Raw genomic sequence first — 15,703 nt, 5'->3', positions numbered from 1 at the left:
CCGGCAGAGATGTCTCGACCACCGGTCCGAACAGACTATGTCACCGGGATCAGGAGGCGCCATGCGTATCGCATCATTCATCCTCGCCGCCGCCGTCGCCGCGGCGGCCCCGCCCGCCGCCGCCAGCCCGGTTCTTTTCGACGACGGCTGGCGCGAGCAGAAATTCAATCTCTTCTCGAGCAACAGCTACCGGCGGGACGGCGACAGCCTGGCGATCCGGTCGGACGGCACGGTCTCGTTGCTCTGGAAGGCGCTGCCCAGCGGCTTCTGGCAGGGACGCACCGCGTCGTGGCGCTGGCGTGTCGACGAGACGGTGCCGCCCACCGACCTGACCCGGAAGGGCGGCGACGATCGCAACATCTCGCTTTATTTCGTGTTCCTGCCGCCCGAGCAGGCCGCCGCGGCCGCGGGCAAGAGCATCCGGGCCCTGCTCGACGCGCCCGAAGCGCGGGTGCTGATGTATGTCTGGGGCGGCGCCCATGACCCGGGCGAGATCCTGCCCAGCCCCTATGTCGGGCCGCGCGGGCGCAGCGTGATCCGCCGCGCCGCCGGCACCGGCACGGCGGCGGAACGGGTCGATCTCGCCCGCGACCACCGGCGCGCCTTCGGCAGCGCGCCGGGCAGCCTCGTGGGGATCGCGGTCTCCTCCGACAGCGACGACAGCGGAACGCGGGTCGTCGCGCGGCTCTCCGGCTTGCGGATCGAATAGACCGCGGTCTCGGTTGCCCGGTTTTCGGCGCCACCTGTCAGGTTGTCGGTATCCAGGGCCTAGATCCTGGCCGTTTCCCGGCGTCGGACCTACAGCGACCGGAAAACATAGACCGGGCTGGACCAGGCCTGGGTTCCATCTTCGAGGGTCACGCGAACGAAGAACGGATTATCCCGTCCCGTCCCGGGTGACACTGTCCGCTCGATTCTGACGCAGGTATGAGGGTTTTCATCGGGCAGCCGAAACAGCCGAATGCCGCGCGGCAAGACGCCCGATGCATCCAACACGGTATCCTCGTAGCCGATATCGCCCAATGCGACCGTTTCCTTTATCAACGGCGTTTCCAGCGCGATGTTGCCCGATTTGCCGTTCTCGAGCGTCGCGATGAACCCGGCCAGGTTTCCCGTGGTTACCGATTTCCAGGCCAGATCAGCGGGGCTGCGCAGATCAAGTGTCTTGTCGCGATTGAAGAAGTTCACCGCTTGCGCGGAGGTTACGGCAGCCGCGTCGAAATGCGCAGAACCGTCCCATGGCACGGCGCGAAAACGGCCGCGATATTCTGCCCCTTCCCACAAAACCCCGATGCGGTCGCCCAGGTCGCTTTCGGCATAGGGACGGTGGCATTCCAGATGATCGAGACCGTTGAAGATATCGATGCAGCGCACGGGCGACGCCGCCTCGACGCTCATCGTCAGGTGAGCATCGCCCGACGGAAGATGCACGATGTCACCCATCATCGCCTCTGAACAAGGCTCGGTCGCGCATTCTTCGGTCAACAGGGGATCCTCGAGATACAGCGTCGCCTGTTCATCAAAGGACATCCTGACATCCAACCGGATGCGCCCGCTCGGGCCGCCGGTGGTGGCATAGTGATGTCGCCTGTTGATGCACTCGATCAACCCCTTCCGGGTCAGATCAGGCATCAAAAAGCACGTCAGACCGCCGACCGCACCGAACCACCCCGCGCCGGGATAGCTGGCGCCGGGCCGCCCCTTGTGACCATCCGAATTGCCGATGATCCCGACACGGTAGCCGCTCTTGAAGGCATCCTGCACGATCCACTCAAATGTGCCCCATGCGGAATGAACCTCGACGGATTTTTCGAACCTGCCATCATGTGCCATCGTGATGTCGGCATACCGGCCGCCACAATGGGCAAAACAGATGACATCCCATTCCCCGTTTTCGGCAAAGGCTTCGAACAGTTCACCGGCGGTGTGGCAATCTGTGCCGATGTCGCTTTGATCCTCGATCAGGGCATGCGAAGAGCGTCGCATCGTACGCCCCTCGACCGGGAAGAAAACATTGCGGTCACCGCCCAAAGCCGTGTTGCCCGACCATTCGTAACCGGGCAGCGTGACGAATTCTCCGTCTTGATTGAAATGTTCCGTGACCTTGTTGAGATCCTTCCAAAAGGTGTCGGTCATTTGGAAATCGTTACCCTGGTGCGCGCAGGCATCCAGAAAGGCGCGGTCACGCCCGAACGCGAAGTAATCGGCCGCGCTGTTGGTACCCAGGGTCTCATCGGATTGACCGTGAAGATCGCCCCAGTAGCTCTTGATCGCCGGTGCGGCCGTCACCCTGGCGGGATTGCACGTCGTCACGAGTGATCCGTCCGGCGCGTGAAGCGTGATCCTCAACGGGCCGTTTTCGTGGGCGACCAGCCCGGGCAAGACAGCGGCAAAATCACCTTCCTGGATTTCAAGGGTCTCCGGCAGGTTCTCGACCGGCTGGCTGGCCTTCGGCAACAGCGTCATCGCCGCCTTGTTCGTCGGATTGCCCCAACTGTCCTCGGATTTGATCTTGAGCGAGAAGGGTTCGCCGCGGGCAATCGTCGAGGGCACGACAGCGACCCAGGTCTCCGGGGCGCCGGGAACGATCGAGATGGCTGGTTGCTCAAGCAGCGTCTGGAAATTGTAGGTCGCGATCGGGTCGACCAGAACGCGAAACTCAAACCGGTTTTCGCAGAAGGTCTGCAACCGCATCCCCGGCGATCCGTGATCGGTGACGCCAAAGCGCACGGTGATCGTGTCGCCTTCCTTCATGAAGCCTTTGACGACCTTGATCTGAAGCGTCCGGTCCCATGGACGTATGTTGCCCTTGGGGTCAAACCGCGCCTCGAGAACGGCGTTGTTGGACGCGAAAACCTCGGTGAACCCCGGTGCCTTGGGATCATCGAACTGGGGGTTTGTCTGGTCGGTGGCAAAGCGCCAGACGATCCGCAAGCTGCCACTGTCATCAATGCCGAAACGGCCCGCGGTATAGGTCAGCGTGAAGCTTTGATAACTGCCCGCCTCGAACGCGCCGGATTTGTCGAGCACCGCCGTACCCAGGAGGCTGGGATCGATCGGGGTGCGCAACGTGCCGTTATGCATTTCGAGCGGTGTCATCATCGAGTTCGGATCGGACATGGGCCCCTCTTTTTCGCTTATGGAATCATACGCTTACAAACTGAAACTGATTTTCCGGTTTTCAGGAAAAGAAACGCATTCATTGCTCTTCCAAATCCGATTACTTGAGAAAATCCGCGGATCTCCATTGTGTAAGGAACCCCTTTCAAGGCGCTGCCGATCAAGAGAAGGCGCGCGGGGAATGCCATCGGCGCAAGGTCTTTTGGCAAGCGCTTGGTGCCCGCTAGACATCAGGACCATCCACGCGGATTACCAACTCGGTCCTTGGCCGCTCGGACGCGGTTCGGTGCCGTCCGCTGCGCGGGCATATCCAGGGGCCATCCGCCGCTTCGCGCGCATCCGCTATCCAGAGCCGGCGGCCCCTTCTCTGCAATGCCGGCGTATCGCCGGCGGCGGCCGCCCAGCCACCTTCGGCCGTTTCGACCGCCAAGGTCGCGATCAGCTCTCCGGCAAGCCGCGGGTTGAAGCGGCGGTCGACCAATCCGGTGCGCGTGAAATAGCCTCGGTCGACGTCGTCGAGGGTATCCAGGATGACATCAATGCCAAAGCCCAGCCCCGACATCGCAGCCTCGGCAAACCGTCTCGCATTCGCCACCTGATCCTCGAAAGGCTCGGCGGGGCTGGCTTCGGTCGATTTGACGTAGAGCACGGGCGCGAGTCCCGACCGGCCGGCGAAATCACGCAGGTTTCGCGCCGCCTCCCATGGCGACACGCTGCGTGGGATCGTGAACTGCGCGCCGCCGATCACCCCGGGATGGCGCGCCTCAAAGGCCGTGATCTCATCGGCTTCGGCCAGGGTGAACCCGTGACTGATGAGGTGATTGAAGCGTGCGCCGGTATGCTTCGCCCGATCCTTGCGATTGACACGGGACAGCACGATCGGGAGGCCGGACGCCCGTGCCAGCGCACCGACGTCATCGGCCAGATCATCCGCCTCTTCCCAGTTCAGGATCAGCTCAAGACGCTGTATCAGCGCCGCATTCTCGGTCAGCAAAGCGCGTTCCGAGGCATCCGGCATCCCGTAGAGATAGACCTGAAACCGATGCCCCATGCGCACCATCAAGGCCATGCGTCCCCCGATGCGCGCATCGGCGAGATCCTGGATCGGGACGCGCAACCCTCGGAGCGCCATCTCCCACATCGCCATGAGCGGATAATCGTTCCGGGCGCGTTTTCGCCGGAACTCGTCCACCGCCCCCGAGGGTGCGACCGTCAGTTCCTCGGCCCAGGCGTGGCGAAGGTCCACGAAGACATGGTCCAGTCCCTGGGTCTTGAGATGCGGCCGCCGCGCAACCGGAGGTGCAGGTTCGGCCTGCGGCGGCAACGTCGCGCCATAGCTCCGATGGTACTGCGCGACATGGCCGTTTTCACGGATTTCGAGCGTCACGAACCCAAGCTTGGCAGAATCGTTGCGCCCTTTCTGGTCACCGCCGTCAATCCGGTACATCTCGGAATAGTCGTGCCGGACGAAGCAGGTAGACGGCGTGATGTAATAGTCCGTCTCGCCGATGCGGTCGTACCAGAAATTGTGGACATGCGCGCTGAACAGCGCTTCCGGTTTGTAGCGCCGCAAAAGCTCAAGGAACCAGCTTCGGGCGGGCTCCTCGATATTGTCATAGCTGCCCGGTTCGTCCGGATCGCTGATATAGGGCGGGTAATGACTGAACAGAAACATCCGCTCGCCCTCGTGGCGCGCGAGAAAGTCTTCCAGCCAGGCGGCCTGTTCCGCCTCGGCGGGATCGCCGGAATTCAGCAACGGCGCGTTGATGACCACGAAATGACAGCCCTGGTGTGTAACGGCGTAAAAGTCCTGTCCGAAATGCTGGCGATAGAGCGCGATGAAATCGCTGTTAACCATCCCGGCCGGCATCCACTTGACCGGTTTGTCACCGATATCATGGTTGCCGGGAACAAGGTGAAGTGGTGACTGCAAGCCTTTGGCGATATTGTGGAAGTTTTCCGCGGCAGCAGGGTAGCTGGCCAGTTCCGGAACGGGGTTGACCATGTCACCGAGGTGAATGGTCAGCGCCGGCCCAATCTGGTTGACCTGGGAGAACACATACCTTGCACGCGGGTTGGCCTCGGCGTTGGCCGGGTACGGAGACGCCGAGAAATCCTCCTTCTCGTTCACATGCGTGTCGGAGACGATCGCAACGTTGAACAGAACCTCGCCGATGGGCTGTGTTGGCATACTGCCTCGCTTATGTCTGATGCGAAGGCGGTCCGTGGTTTGCCCGACACGCCGCGCCAAGACATCGGCCGACGATCCCGCCTCGCTCAGGCTCCAGACTAAATTGTTACTTCTCCTAACACAAAGGAACTAATTCTTACCCATAAAGTCATTTTATCTTTTATAATGCGGCCGTTTGCAGGAAATCTTGAGGTCGATGCGCGCCGTGCGACGAGCCAGAAAGCGTCCGCAGCCGGGGATCCGAAAGCGCATCTCTTGACCGTGCCGCATCGCCCCGCGCAGGCGGGTCCCCGCCCCTGTTGTTTCGGGGCCGGCCGGCAGATATCCGGCAGAACCGATCCCAAAGGTGTCAGGCCGTCCCAAGCGTGATCCCGGCGACGGCATCCGTCATTCGGCTCGGTTTGTTATCGTGACCGTTCCGGTCTCCGGCTCGACGATGAGATGATCGCCAGTCCGTATCAGTTCGACGACGTCGCCATCTTCAAAACGGTCACACATGGCGAGACCAGCCAATGCGGCGCCTTGTGCCAGGATCGTATTCGCCGTGTTGAACAGGATGGCCTTGGGAGTGATCCCCTGTGTTTTCATCTCATTGAGCATCCAGGCCGAGGCGACGCCCCCCTTCGCGGTGTTGTGCACCAGGATCTTCCCGTCGTAACTCTGGCCGAACAGTTCATGGTCCGGGCGTGAAAACACGCCTTTTTTTCGATCGAGATCGTAGCGTGCTGAAAAGTTGTCCGGCGCCACCAGGGCTTCGCCCTCGACCTTCTCCCCTATGCCGACATGACACTTGAGTACGATCATCAGACAATCTCCCCCCTGATTGCGGAAGCCACACACTGTTCCATATTCGCGAGCGCCGGCTCATAGCCGTAGCCGCCGAGAATATTGACGATCTTGGCCGAGTTGCTCAGAAGCCGCTTCCACCCGTTCGCTTCGCCTATTTCCCGCGCGAAGCCGTTGTAGAAACAGGTTCCGACGAGGACCTTGCCGCCTGCAGCCTCAATCTTCTCTACAAAGCCCATCCGCTCCGCATCGGGATATACCTGCGGGGCGGTGCACACATAGAGTGGAACCGACAGGTTTTTCCCCTCGCAGAGCTCCGCGACCTGCTTGACTTCAACCAGTGAGAGCTGAGGTGCGGCGAAGACGACGACGTCGACCTTGTCGCCTTTCCCGCCGAAGCGCGATCGCATGGAGTCCATCATCTCCGGCGAAAGGCTTTCGGGCTCGAGACGGTCCCCGCCCACGGAAGACAGCGTCGGGGCTTCCGGCGTAATTCCCACCAGGTGAAAGAGAGGCGTCGAGCCAAAGCTCGCCATGGCCGCGCCCAAATGCTTCATCTGGTCGGAGGTTGGTGTCACGTCGAGCCCTTCTATGACCGGAACTTCCCAATACGATCCGCTCAGCTTGCCAGCCACCGCACCGAGCGTGCCCCAGTCCGTGAGATCCTTGGGCTGTTCACTGACGACGAAGCGTCGGGTTGCCTGCCGGTTTTTCTCGAGGTGCAAGCCGTAACGCGGTGTCCGGCCGGTCAGCCCGGCCGCGAGAGCCGACGGGCCTCCTTCAAAATTGGAACGGGCGCCACATGCGGAGTTGGAATAAATCACCACGCCGGTGTCGCCGAACGCCACGTGTTCGCCGGCTACTGGCGGCATGATCGTTTGGTAATTGATACAGGTGTTCGTCATCATGACGCCCATCCCGGTCAGGGCCGCGATGATGCGGCGCTCCAATTCAGCCATCTCCTCCGTCTGACCGATGGGGCTGTAGTAATTCAGGTCCACGCCTCTTGGGTCCGTGATCGTCGGGACCACCGTTCTGGCGCCCTGATTGGCGAGACGCTCGAGAAACGCCGCCCCGGCGACACCGACGGCTTCGGGATCTCCCATGATGTGAGCCTGGCTGACTGGAACCAGATCCTCGGCGTCGAACATCCGGCCCACCTGCACCTGGTGATCCAATGCCCAACGCTTCACTTCGCCCAATTCACCCGCGAGCATTGCCTGCTCTTCGTCCGTAAGGCGCATCGATCGGAGTCCTCCCTTGTGATAAACCTTGGCGCCGCGTGGACGGAACTTTTCCCGACGACGGACGTGAAGGTTTTCCGTCAACAAGCCAGATATCCGGACGGTATGGAAGGGCCTTTTTCGGAAGGCCGCCGTCTCGTTCCCGGCGCGGCAACCATCGGGCTCGCGGCGGCTGATGGCCGACAGACACGATCGCTGTCACGCCACGGGCTCCGCTCCCACCGGTACCGGCAGCGGAGATTTCCCGGTGGCGCAACGCAGGAATACCGGCGAAAAAACCGCAAATTGGATTGCAGATTTCGACCGGTTAAACTTTCTCATCCTCTGCGGTCCGAACGCGATGTCCGCCAAGACGGACTCCCGCCTCTCGACGCCCGGGAAACGCCCGGACCGCCCCCCAGATTGTCGATCGTCGCGTGGCTCAGAGGCACGCCTCGAAGAGCGCGCGCGTGTTCTCGGCGGTCATCGGCACCGGGTTTCCGCCGACGCTGGGATCGCTCAGCGCCGAGCGGGTCAGCGCGTCGAGATCGGGATCCCGGACGCCCAGCGCGGTCAGCGTCGCGGGAATGCCGAGCCCCGCGTTCAGCTCGTCCACGAAGGCGGCGAAGCCCTCGAAGCCGCCGGAGATGCCCAGATAGGCCGCCGCCCGGCCCAGCACGCCCTCGACCGCCGGGCGGTTGAAGCGCAGCACCGCCGGCATGCAGACGGCGTTGGTCGTGCCGTGATGGGTGTGATGCTGGGCGCCGATCGGGTGGCTGAGCGCATGGATCGCGCCGAGCCCCTTCTGGAACGCGGTCGAACCCATCGCCGCGGCACTCATCATCTGGGCGCGGGCCTCGATATCGGTGCCGTCGGCATAGGCGCGCGGCAGGTAGTCCTTCACCAGCCGCATACCCTCGAGCGCGATGCCCTGGCTCATCGGGTGGTAATGGGGCGAACAGAACGCCTCGACGCAATGGGCAAAGGCGTCGAGCCCGGTCCCGGCAGTGATCGCCGGCGGCATGCCCACGGTCAGTTCCGGGTCGCAGATCACCACGGCGGGCAGCATCTTCGGGTGGAAGATGATCTTCTTCTCGTGGGTCTCGGAATTGGTGATGACACCGGCGCGCCCCACCTCCGATCCCGTGCCGGCGGTGGTCGGCACCGCGACGACGGGCAGGATCGCGTCGGCGTCGGCGCGGGTCCACCAGTCGCCGATATCCTCGAAATCCCAGATCGGCCGGGTCTGCCCGGCCATGAAGGCCAGCACTTTCGCCAGGTCGAGCCCCGAGCCGCCGCCGAAGGCGATCACCCCGTCATACCCGCCCGCGCGCAGCACCTCGAGCCCGGCGGCGACGTTCTTCTCGCTGGGGTTCGGATCGACCTCCGAGAACAGCGCCCGGCCAAGTCCGCCGGCCTCCACATGGTCGAGGGTGCGGGCGGTGATATCCATGCCCGCCAGCCCACGGTCGGTGACCAGCAGCGGTTTCGACATGCCCGCGGCGCGGCAGGCATCGGCGATTTCCGAGATGCGGCCCGCCCCGAAGCGCACCGCCGTGGGGTAGGTCCAGTTCCCGACGAGTTCCATGTCTCAGCCCTTCTTCAGATGGTAGGATTTCGGGCGGGTCAGCGCGTGGTAGCCCAGCACCGACAGCCCGGCGCCGCGGCCCGTGTCCTTGCACCCCGTCCAGCACAGCGCCGGGTCGAGATAGTCGCAGCGGTTCATGAAGACCGTGCCGGTCTCGAGCCTTGCGCCGATCGCCTCGGCGGCGGCGGCGTCACGGGTGAAGATCGCGGCGGTCAGGCCGAACTGGCTGTCATTCATCAGCCGCACGGCCTCGTCGTCGTCCCGGACGGGCATGATGCCCACCACCGGGCCGAAGCTCTCGTCGCGCATGACGCGCATCTCGTGGCTGACGCCGGTCAGGACCTGCGGCGTCAGGTAGGCGCCGCCGTCATCCGCCGGGAAGGTCTCGACATGCGCGGTCGCCCCGGCGGCGACGGCCTCGTCGATCTGGGCGCGCACCTCCGCGGCGAAACGGACATGGGCCATCGGCCCGATGGTCGTGTCGCGGTCCAGCGGGTTGCCCAGCGTCATCTTGCGGACCTCTGCCACGGCCTTTTCGACGAAGGCGTCATAGAGGCTCTCATGGACGTAGATGCGCTCGATCCCGCAGCAGCACTGGCCCGAATTGAAAAAGGCCCCGTCGAGCAGCCCGTCCACGGCCGCGTCGAGATCGGCATCGGCGCGGACATAGCCCGGATCCTTGCCCCCGAGTTCCGTGGCCACCGGCGTGAACGTGCCCGCCGCGGCGCGCTCCATCTCCTGGCCGCCCCTGACCGAGCCGGTGAAGTTCACGAAGTCGAAGGATCGCGCGGCGATCAGCGCGCTGGTGGTCCCGTGGTCGAGGAAGACGTTCTGGAACACCTCCTCGGGCACGCCCACGGCGTGGAAGGCCTCGGCCAGGCGCTCGCCCACCTGCAGCGTCTGCGTCGCGTGTTTCAGGATCACGCTGTTGCCGGCGATCAGCGCCGGCGCGACCGTGTTGATCGCGGTCATCCAGGGATAGTTCCAGGGCGCCACCACGAAGACGAGCCCGTGCGGCTCGCGCGCGATCTTGCGCAGGAAGGCGTCGCTTTCCTCGATGACCAGCGGGGCCAGTGCCTCGGCGGCGATATCGGCCATGTAGCTGGCGCGTTCCTCGAAGCCGCCGAACTCGCCGCCGTAGCGGACCGGGCGGCCCATCTGGTGGGCAAGCTCGGTCGCCATGCGGTCGGTGTCCTTGCCGATCTCGGCCACGGCGGCGCGAACCAGCGCGACGCGCTCGGCCAGCGGGCGCGCCGCCCAGGCCGGCTGCGCGGCGCGCGCGGCGGCCACGGCCGCGTCGGCGGCGGCCCGGTCCAGCACGGGGCGTTCGAGATAGACCGATCCGTCGATCGGCGAGATGCATGTCAGCGTCTTGGTCACGGCAGTCCTTTCCGCGTTTCTCGGTGTGTCGGGGGTCAGGCCCGCTCGAAGCCGCGCGCGATTTCCCAGTCGGTCACGACGCGGTCGAACTCCTCCTGCTCCCAGCGGGCGCAGCGGGCGTAATGGTCGATGACGTCGTCGCCCATCGCCGCGCGCAGCATCCCCGAGCCATCGAGCGTCTCGGTGGCCGCGCGCAGGGTGCCGGGGATCTCGCCGCCTTCGACGTCCTCGTAGACGTCGCCGCGGATCGGCGGGGCCAGTTCCAGCTTGTCCTCGATGCCGCGGATGCCGGCGGCGATCAACCCGGCGAGCGCCAGGTAGGGGTTCATGTCAGAGCCGCCGATGCGGCATTCGACCCGCACGGCCTTGGTGCCCTCGCCGCAGAGCCGGAAGCCGGCGGTGCGGTTATCGACCGACCAGACGGTGCGGGTCGGCGCGAAGGTGCCCTTCATGAAGCGCTTGTAGCTGTTCACATAGGGCGCGAGGAACCAGGTATAGTCGGGCGCATAGGCGATCTGCCCGGCCATGAAGTGGCGCATAATCTGCGACATGCCGTGGTCGCCGTCGGGATCGTGGAAGGCCGGCGCCCCGTCCTGCCAGAGCGACATGTGCACATGGCTGGAGCTGCCGACCTTGTCGGCGTGCCATTTCGGCAGGAAGCTCGCGGCATGGCCCTGCTGCCAGGCGATTTCCTTGGTGGCGTGCTTGGCGATGGTGTGCCAGTCGGCGCAGTTCATCGCGCCCGAATAGCGGATGTTCAGCTCTTCCTGGCCGGTCTCGGCCTCGCCCTTGCTGTTCTCGACGGGAACCCCGGCCGCGTAGAGCGTATTGCGGAGCCGCCGCATGACCGACTCTTCCCGGGTGGTCTGCAGGATGTGGTAATCCTCGTTGTAGCCGCTGATCGGGTCCAGGTCGCGGAAGCCGGATTTGCGGATCTCCTCGTAGCTTTGCCTGAAGAGGAAGAACTCGAGCTCGGTCGAGGTACCGGTCGTGTAGCCCATCTCGGCCAGCCGCGCGACCTGGCGTTTCAGGACCGCGCGCGGGCTGTGCGGCACGTCCTCGTGGGTGTGATGGTCCAGCACGTCGCAGAGCACCATCGCCGTGCCCTCGAGCCAGGGCACGGGCCGCAGCGTATCGAGATCGGGCTTCATCACGTAGTCGCCATAGCCCGCCGACCAGCTGGTGGCGGCGTAGCCGTCGGGCGTCGCCATCTCGAGATCGGTGGCCAGCAGGTAGTTGCAGCAATGGGTCTCGTCATGGGCGACGTCGACGAAATGCTGCGCGTGAAAGCGCTTGCCCATCAGGCGGCCCTGCATGTCGACGAGGCAGACGAGCACGGTGTCGATGTCGCCCCGGGCGACCTGGTCCTTGAGGGTTTCGAATGTCAGAGGCGCGGCCATGGGGGTATCCTGTCTCGGCTGTGGCATGTGGCGAAGGCCCCGGCGGTCACGCGCCGGAGCCTCCGGTCATCGGGACGCGCCGCGCCGGTCGGGCGCGGCGCAGGGGGCGTCAGGTGTCGTAGCGGTAGGGCCGCCCGGCCTTCTGCATCACATCGTTGTATTCCTGGATGATGCCGACCACCTTCTCGCGGATCGGGTCGCCCTCGGTCAGCTCGGCCCAGAACTCCTTGGCCGCGGTCTCGACCTGCGCCCATTCCTCGTCCGGGATCGAGGTCAGCTGCATCTTCTCGCCGTTGACGCGCAGCGCGGCCTCGCCGCCCCAGTACCACCACTGGCGGTAGTAGTGCGACTGCTCCATGCAGACGGTCAGCAGCGTCTTCAGGCGATCCGGCAACTCGTCCCAGCGGGCCTGGTTGGCGAAGAAGTGCCCGATCCAGGCGCCCGAGATGTTGTTGGTGAGGAAGTAATCGGTCACGTCGGCCCAGCCCACCGTGTAGTCCTCGGTGATGCCCGACCAGGCGATCCCGTCAAGCTCGCCGGTCTGCACGGCGACCTCGATGTCCTCCCAGGGCAGCGTCACCGGCACCACGCCGAACTGGCTGAGGAAGCGGCCCGCCGTGGGGAAGGTGAAGACGCGCTTGCCCTTGAGATCCTCGAGCGAGCGGATCGGGTCCTTGGTGGCGAAGTGGCAGGGATCCCAGGAGCCCGCCGAGATATGCTTGACGCCGACCTTGGCGTATTCCTCTTCCCAGATCTCCTTCAGGCCGTACTGGTTGAACAGCACCGGCACGTCGAGCGAGTAGCGCGTGCCGAAGGGGAAATAGCCGCCGAAGACGCGCACGGCCGTCGGCGAGGCCATGGAGTCGTCATCGGACTGCACCGCGTCGATGGTGCCGCGCTGCATGGCACGGAACAGCTCGCCCGTGGGCACCAGCTGATCGGCGAAATAGAGCTCGATCTCCATCTCGTCGCCCGCGATCTGGTTGAACTTGTCGATCGCCGGCTTGACGACATGCTCGGCGAGCGCGGCGCCGGCATAGGTCTGCATCCGCCAGACGATCTTGGATTGCGCGATGGCCGGCGTGGCGAGCGTGGCGCCGACGGCACCGACCCCCGCGGTCGAGAGGAACTTACGTCTTGTCGTGGTCATTGTCTTCTCTCCTATTGGTTGATGGCCCCGTTCGCCGGGGTTCTCGGGTTAATTTCCGTAGACCACCCCGGGCAGCCAGAGCGCGATGTCCGGGAAGGCCATGATCAGTGCAAGCGCGCCCGCCATCACCAGCACGAAGGGCAGGATCGAGCGGTAGATGTCACGCAGCCCGATTTCGGGCGGCGCCATGGCGCGCATCAGGAACAGGTTGTAGCCGAAGGGCGGGGTCATGTAGGCGATCTGCGTGGTGATGGTGTAGAGCACACCGTACCAGATCAGGTCGAAGCCCAGCTGATCGACCAGCGGCACGTAGAGCGGCGCGACGATCACCAGCATCGCCGTGTCGTCGAGGAAGGTTCCCATCAGGATGAAGCTGAGCTGCATCAGGATCAGGATCGTCCACGGGCTGAGCCCCATCTGCTGGGTGAAGAGCCCCTCGATCGCGCGCACCGCGCCCAGCCCGTCGAAGATCGCGCCGAAGGCCAGCGCGGCCATGATGATCCACATGAACATGCACGAGACGCCCAGCGTCTTGCGCACCGAGTTCTCGAAGACCTCGCGCGTCATCCGTCCCTTGAGCACCGCCGCGGCGAAGGCCGTCAGCGCGCCGATCGCCGAGCTTTCCACCAGCGAGGTCCAGCCGTTGACGAAGGGCACCATCATCGCCGCGAAGATGCCCAGCGGCAGCAGGCCCGCGCCCAGCAGCCGGAACTTCTCGGCCCGGCTGATCTGCTCGCGCTCGGACTCGGGCAGGACCGGGCCCAGATGGGGCTGCAGCCGGCAGCGGATCGCCACGTAGAGAATGAACATCGCCGCCATCATCAGCCCCGGCAGCACCCCCGCGAGCCAGAGCTGGCCCACCGGCTGGCGCGCGATCATGGCATAGAGCACCAGCACCACCGAGGGCGGCACGAGGATGCCGAGACTCGATCCTGCCTGGATCACCCCCGTCACCATGGTCTTGTCGTAGCCCCGGCGCAGCAGTTCCGGCAGCGCGATCGTCGCGCCGATGGCCATGCCCGCCACCGACAGCCCGTTCATCGCCGAGATCAGCACCATCAGCCCGATGGTTCCGATCGCCAGCCCGCCCCGCACCGGCCCCATCCAGACATGGAACATCCGGTAGAGATCGTCGGCGATCCGGCTTTCGGACAGGATATACCCCATGAAGATGAACATCGGCAGCGTCAGCAGCGGATACCACTTCATCAGCTTCATCGCCGCCGAGAAGGGTATCGCGACGCCGCCCGTCCCCCAGAGCATGACCCCGGCGATCGCGCCGACGAACCCGATCGCCGCGAAGACGCGCTGGCCGGTCATCAGCATCAGCATCATCGAGGCGAACATCACCAGGGCGATCATGTCGTGCGACATCAGATCTCTTCTCCACGGATACGGAACAGGTCACGGACAAGCTCCGCCAGCGCCTGGAGGATCATCATCACGATGCCGATCATAAGGACCGTCTTGATCGGCCAGAGATACGGCCGCCAGGCGGTCGGGCTGCGCTCCATGTGGCCGAACATCTCGGCGGCGGCGCCCACCCCCTCGGTGACCAGCGTCACCAGAAGATCGCGGAAGAAGGCAAAGGGCTCCATCCCGAAATAGCCCAGCGAATAGGCTGTGGACTCGACCCCGCCGAGGAACAGGATCACGAGATAGAAGAGCAGGAAGAACACCGTGAAGGCATCGACCCAGGCCTTGGTGCGTGGCGTCCAGCTGCCATAGAACAGGTCCATGCGGACATTGGCCCCCTGCTGCAGCGAATAGGGCCCGCCCAGGATGTAATAGGCCACCATGGTGAACTGCGCCGTCTCCAGCGTCCAGAGCGACGGCAGCAGGAAGGTCTTGGAAAAGGACGACCAAAGCAGGATGCCGATCAACACGAAGATCAGGTACATCGCGATCCGCCCGAGCCGGCGGTTCACCGCGTCGACACGGCGCACGTAGCCCCGCGCAACCCGGCCGGGCAGGCTGTGACGCGCGGCCACGCTCATCCGGTGCCTCCCCTGCCGGCGGCGGCATCCGCATCGGCATCGGCGAAACAGGCGGCCAGCGCGGCGCCGAGCATGCCGGCGAGCCCGTCGGCGATGGCCGCGATCCCGCCGGCGTCGCCCAGCAGGCTGTTCTTCACCTCGATCATGACATTGGGCATGCCGCGCGGCACCGCGTGGGCGCGCAGGGTGTGGGTCACCCCGTCCCCGGCGTCGTAGGGGGCGTTGAGCCGGGTGTCGAGCCCGGGCAGATGGGCCGGCGCGGCGGCCAGCATCGCGTCCGCGAGCCGCGGGTCCGCGTCGTGCAGAAGCCCCAGGTCCACCGCGCGCGGTTGCCCGTGATAGACCGGCGTGAAGCTGTGCACGGTAACCAGCACCGTCGGGCCGCGGCGGGCGTCCAGCGTCGCGCGCAGGCAGCGCTCGAAGGGGCGGTAGACGGCCTCCACCCGCGCGGCGCGCGCCGCCGGGCTCAGGCCGCGGTTTCCGGGCACCGCGATCCGCTCGCTCTGCGCCGGGATCGCGTCGGCGGCCTCGGGCGGGCGGTTACAGTCATAGACGAGCCGCGACACCCGCGCCGCGACCAGCGGCGCGTCAAGCGCCGCCGAGAGCCCGCGCGCCAGCGCCAGCGCGCCGATATCCCAGACCGCGTGCGACAGGCGGTCGTCGGGGTGCAGCCCCAGGTCGCCCAGCGCCGCCGGAACGGCGCTGCTGGCATGTTCGCAGACCAGCACGGCGCGGCCCCGTCCCGCCGGGTTCAAGACCTCGACCGGGGGGGCTTCGTCACCATCGAGAAGGGGCGCGTCGGCATCCTGCATGGCACCACGATAAGGGTGTCACCGCCGAGGCTGTCAACGATTTTTTGTAGACGTCG

General features: G+C 65.0%; 12 protein-coding genes. 1 reads left to right on the top strand and 11 read right to left on the bottom strand.

Annotated elements, in window-relative coordinates:
* Nucleotides 1–61: 61 nt before the first annotated feature.
* Complete coding sequence (locus tag ACQ5SP_RS05660; protein ID WP_430937325.1) at nt 62–709, top strand: DUF3047 domain-containing protein; 648 nt, start codon at nt 62–64, stop codon at nt 707–709.
* 89 nt (nt 710–798) lie between these two features.
* On the opposite strand, the gene ACQ5SP_RS05655 is transcribed toward ACQ5SP_RS05660, so the two are convergent.
* The 11 genes from ACQ5SP_RS05655 to ACQ5SP_RS05605 form a co-directional block, all read right to left on the bottom strand.
* A complete protein-coding gene (locus ACQ5SP_RS05655) occupies nt 799–3,120 on the bottom strand; it encodes a DUF3604 domain-containing protein (protein WP_430937323.1) in 2,322 nt (773 codons plus the stop codon).
* Between the two features lie 223 nt (nt 3,121–3,343).
* Nucleotides 3,344–5,311: a metallophosphoesterase family protein gene (locus ACQ5SP_RS05650; RefSeq protein ID WP_430937321.1), complete on the bottom strand. Its 1,968-nt coding sequence runs from the start codon at nt 5,309–5,311 to the stop codon at nt 3,344–3,346.
* A 387-nt stretch (nt 5,312–5,698) separates the two neighbouring features.
* Nucleotides 5,699–6,115 (bottom strand): aconitase X swivel domain-containing protein, encoded by a 417-nt coding sequence (locus ACQ5SP_RS05645; RefSeq protein WP_430937319.1) that lies wholly within the window; start codon nt 6,113–6,115, stop codon nt 5,699–5,701.
* Nucleotides 6,115–7,341: an aconitase X gene (locus ACQ5SP_RS05640; protein ID WP_430937317.1), complete on the bottom strand. Its 1,227-nt coding sequence runs from the start codon at nt 7,339–7,341 to the stop codon at nt 6,115–6,117. The genes ACQ5SP_RS05645 and ACQ5SP_RS05640 overlap by 1 nt, the downstream gene beginning before the upstream one ends.
* 421 nt (nt 7,342–7,762) lie before the next feature.
* A complete protein-coding gene (locus ACQ5SP_RS05635; RefSeq protein WP_430937315.1) occupies nt 7,763–8,908 on the bottom strand; it encodes an iron-containing alcohol dehydrogenase in 1,146 nt (381 codons plus the stop codon).
* 3 nt (nt 8,909–8,911) lie between these two features.
* Nucleotides 8,912–10,288, bottom strand: a complete 1,377-nt coding sequence (locus tag ACQ5SP_RS05630) for an aldehyde dehydrogenase family protein (RefSeq protein ID WP_430937313.1) — start codon at nt 10,286–10,288, stop codon at nt 8,912–8,914.
* A 35-nt stretch (nt 10,289–10,323) separates the two neighbouring features.
* Nucleotides 10,324–11,688 carry a glutamine synthetase family protein gene (locus ACQ5SP_RS05625; protein WP_430937311.1) on the bottom strand — a complete coding sequence of 455 codons (1,365 nt, stop codon included), beginning with the start codon at nt 11,686–11,688 and terminating at the stop codon, nt 10,324–10,326.
* A 109-nt stretch (nt 11,689–11,797) separates the two neighbouring features.
* A complete protein-coding gene (locus ACQ5SP_RS05620) occupies nt 11,798–12,838 on the bottom strand; it encodes a TRAP transporter substrate-binding protein (RefSeq protein ID WP_430937309.1) in 1,041 nt (346 codons plus the stop codon).
* A 48-nt stretch (nt 12,839–12,886) separates the two neighbouring features.
* Nucleotides 12,887–14,212 (bottom strand): TRAP transporter large permease, encoded by a 1,326-nt coding sequence (locus ACQ5SP_RS05615; RefSeq protein WP_430937307.1) that lies wholly within the window; start codon nt 14,210–14,212, stop codon nt 12,887–12,889.
* Nucleotides 14,212–14,835 carry a TRAP transporter small permease subunit gene (locus ACQ5SP_RS05610; protein WP_430937305.1) on the bottom strand — a complete coding sequence of 208 codons (624 nt, stop codon included), beginning with the start codon at nt 14,833–14,835 and terminating at the stop codon, nt 14,212–14,214. The genes ACQ5SP_RS05615 and ACQ5SP_RS05610 overlap by 1 nt, the downstream gene beginning before the upstream one ends.
* Nucleotides 14,832–15,647, bottom strand: a complete 816-nt coding sequence (locus ACQ5SP_RS05605; RefSeq protein WP_430937303.1) for an N-formylglutamate amidohydrolase — start codon at nt 15,645–15,647, stop codon at nt 14,832–14,834. The genes ACQ5SP_RS05610 and ACQ5SP_RS05605 overlap by 4 nt, the downstream gene beginning before the upstream one ends.
* Nucleotides 15,648–15,703 lie beyond the last annotated feature (56 nt).

The organism is Rhodovulum sp. YNF3179 (genome assembly GCF_050586465.1).
GTDB lineage: Bacteria > Pseudomonadota > Alphaproteobacteria > Rhodobacterales > Rhodobacteraceae > CAJXYS01.
The sequence above is the reverse complement of the archived record's forward strand: the minus strand, read 5'-3'. Positions and strand labels throughout refer to the sequence as shown.

Bases quoted from the DNA above. Each gene is read 5' to 3' on its own strand.
- ACQ5SP_RS05660 (WP_430937325.1), top strand. From the start codon at position 62: ATGCGTATCGCATCATTCATCCTCGCCGCCGCCGTCGCCGCGGCGGCC.
- ACQ5SP_RS05655 (WP_430937323.1), bottom strand. From the start codon at position 3,120: ATGTCCGATCCGAACTCGATGATGACACCGCTCGAAATGCATAACGGC.
- ACQ5SP_RS05650 (WP_430937321.1), bottom strand. From the start codon at position 5,311: ATGCCAACACAGCCCATCGGCGAGGTTCTGTTCAACGTTGCGATCGTC.
- ACQ5SP_RS05645 (WP_430937319.1), bottom strand. From the start codon at position 6,115: ATGATCGTACTCAAGTGTCATGTCGGCATAGGGGAGAAGGTCGAGGGC.
- ACQ5SP_RS05640 (WP_430937317.1), bottom strand. From the start codon at position 7,341: ATGCGCCTTACGGACGAAGAGCAGGCAATGCTCGCGGGTGAATTGGGC.
- ACQ5SP_RS05635 (WP_430937315.1), bottom strand. From the start codon at position 8,908: ATGGAACTCGTCGGGAACTGGACCTACCCCACGGCGGTGCGCTTCGGG.
- ACQ5SP_RS05625 (WP_430937311.1), bottom strand. From the start codon at position 11,688: ATGGCCGCGCCTCTGACATTCGAAACCCTCAAGGACCAGGTCGCCCGG.
- ACQ5SP_RS05620 (WP_430937309.1), bottom strand. From the start codon at position 12,838: ATGACCACGACAAGACGTAAGTTCCTCTCGACCGCGGGGGTCGGTGCC.
- ACQ5SP_RS05615 (WP_430937307.1), bottom strand. From the start codon at position 14,212: ATGTCGCACGACATGATCGCCCTGGTGATGTTCGCCTCGATGATGCTG.
- ACQ5SP_RS05610 (WP_430937305.1), bottom strand. From the start codon at position 14,835: ATGAGCGTGGCCGCGCGTCACAGCCTGCCCGGCCGGGTTGCGCGGGGC.
- ACQ5SP_RS05605 (WP_430937303.1), bottom strand. From the start codon at position 15,647: ATGCAGGATGCCGACGCGCCCCTTCTCGATGGTGACGAAGCCCCCCCG.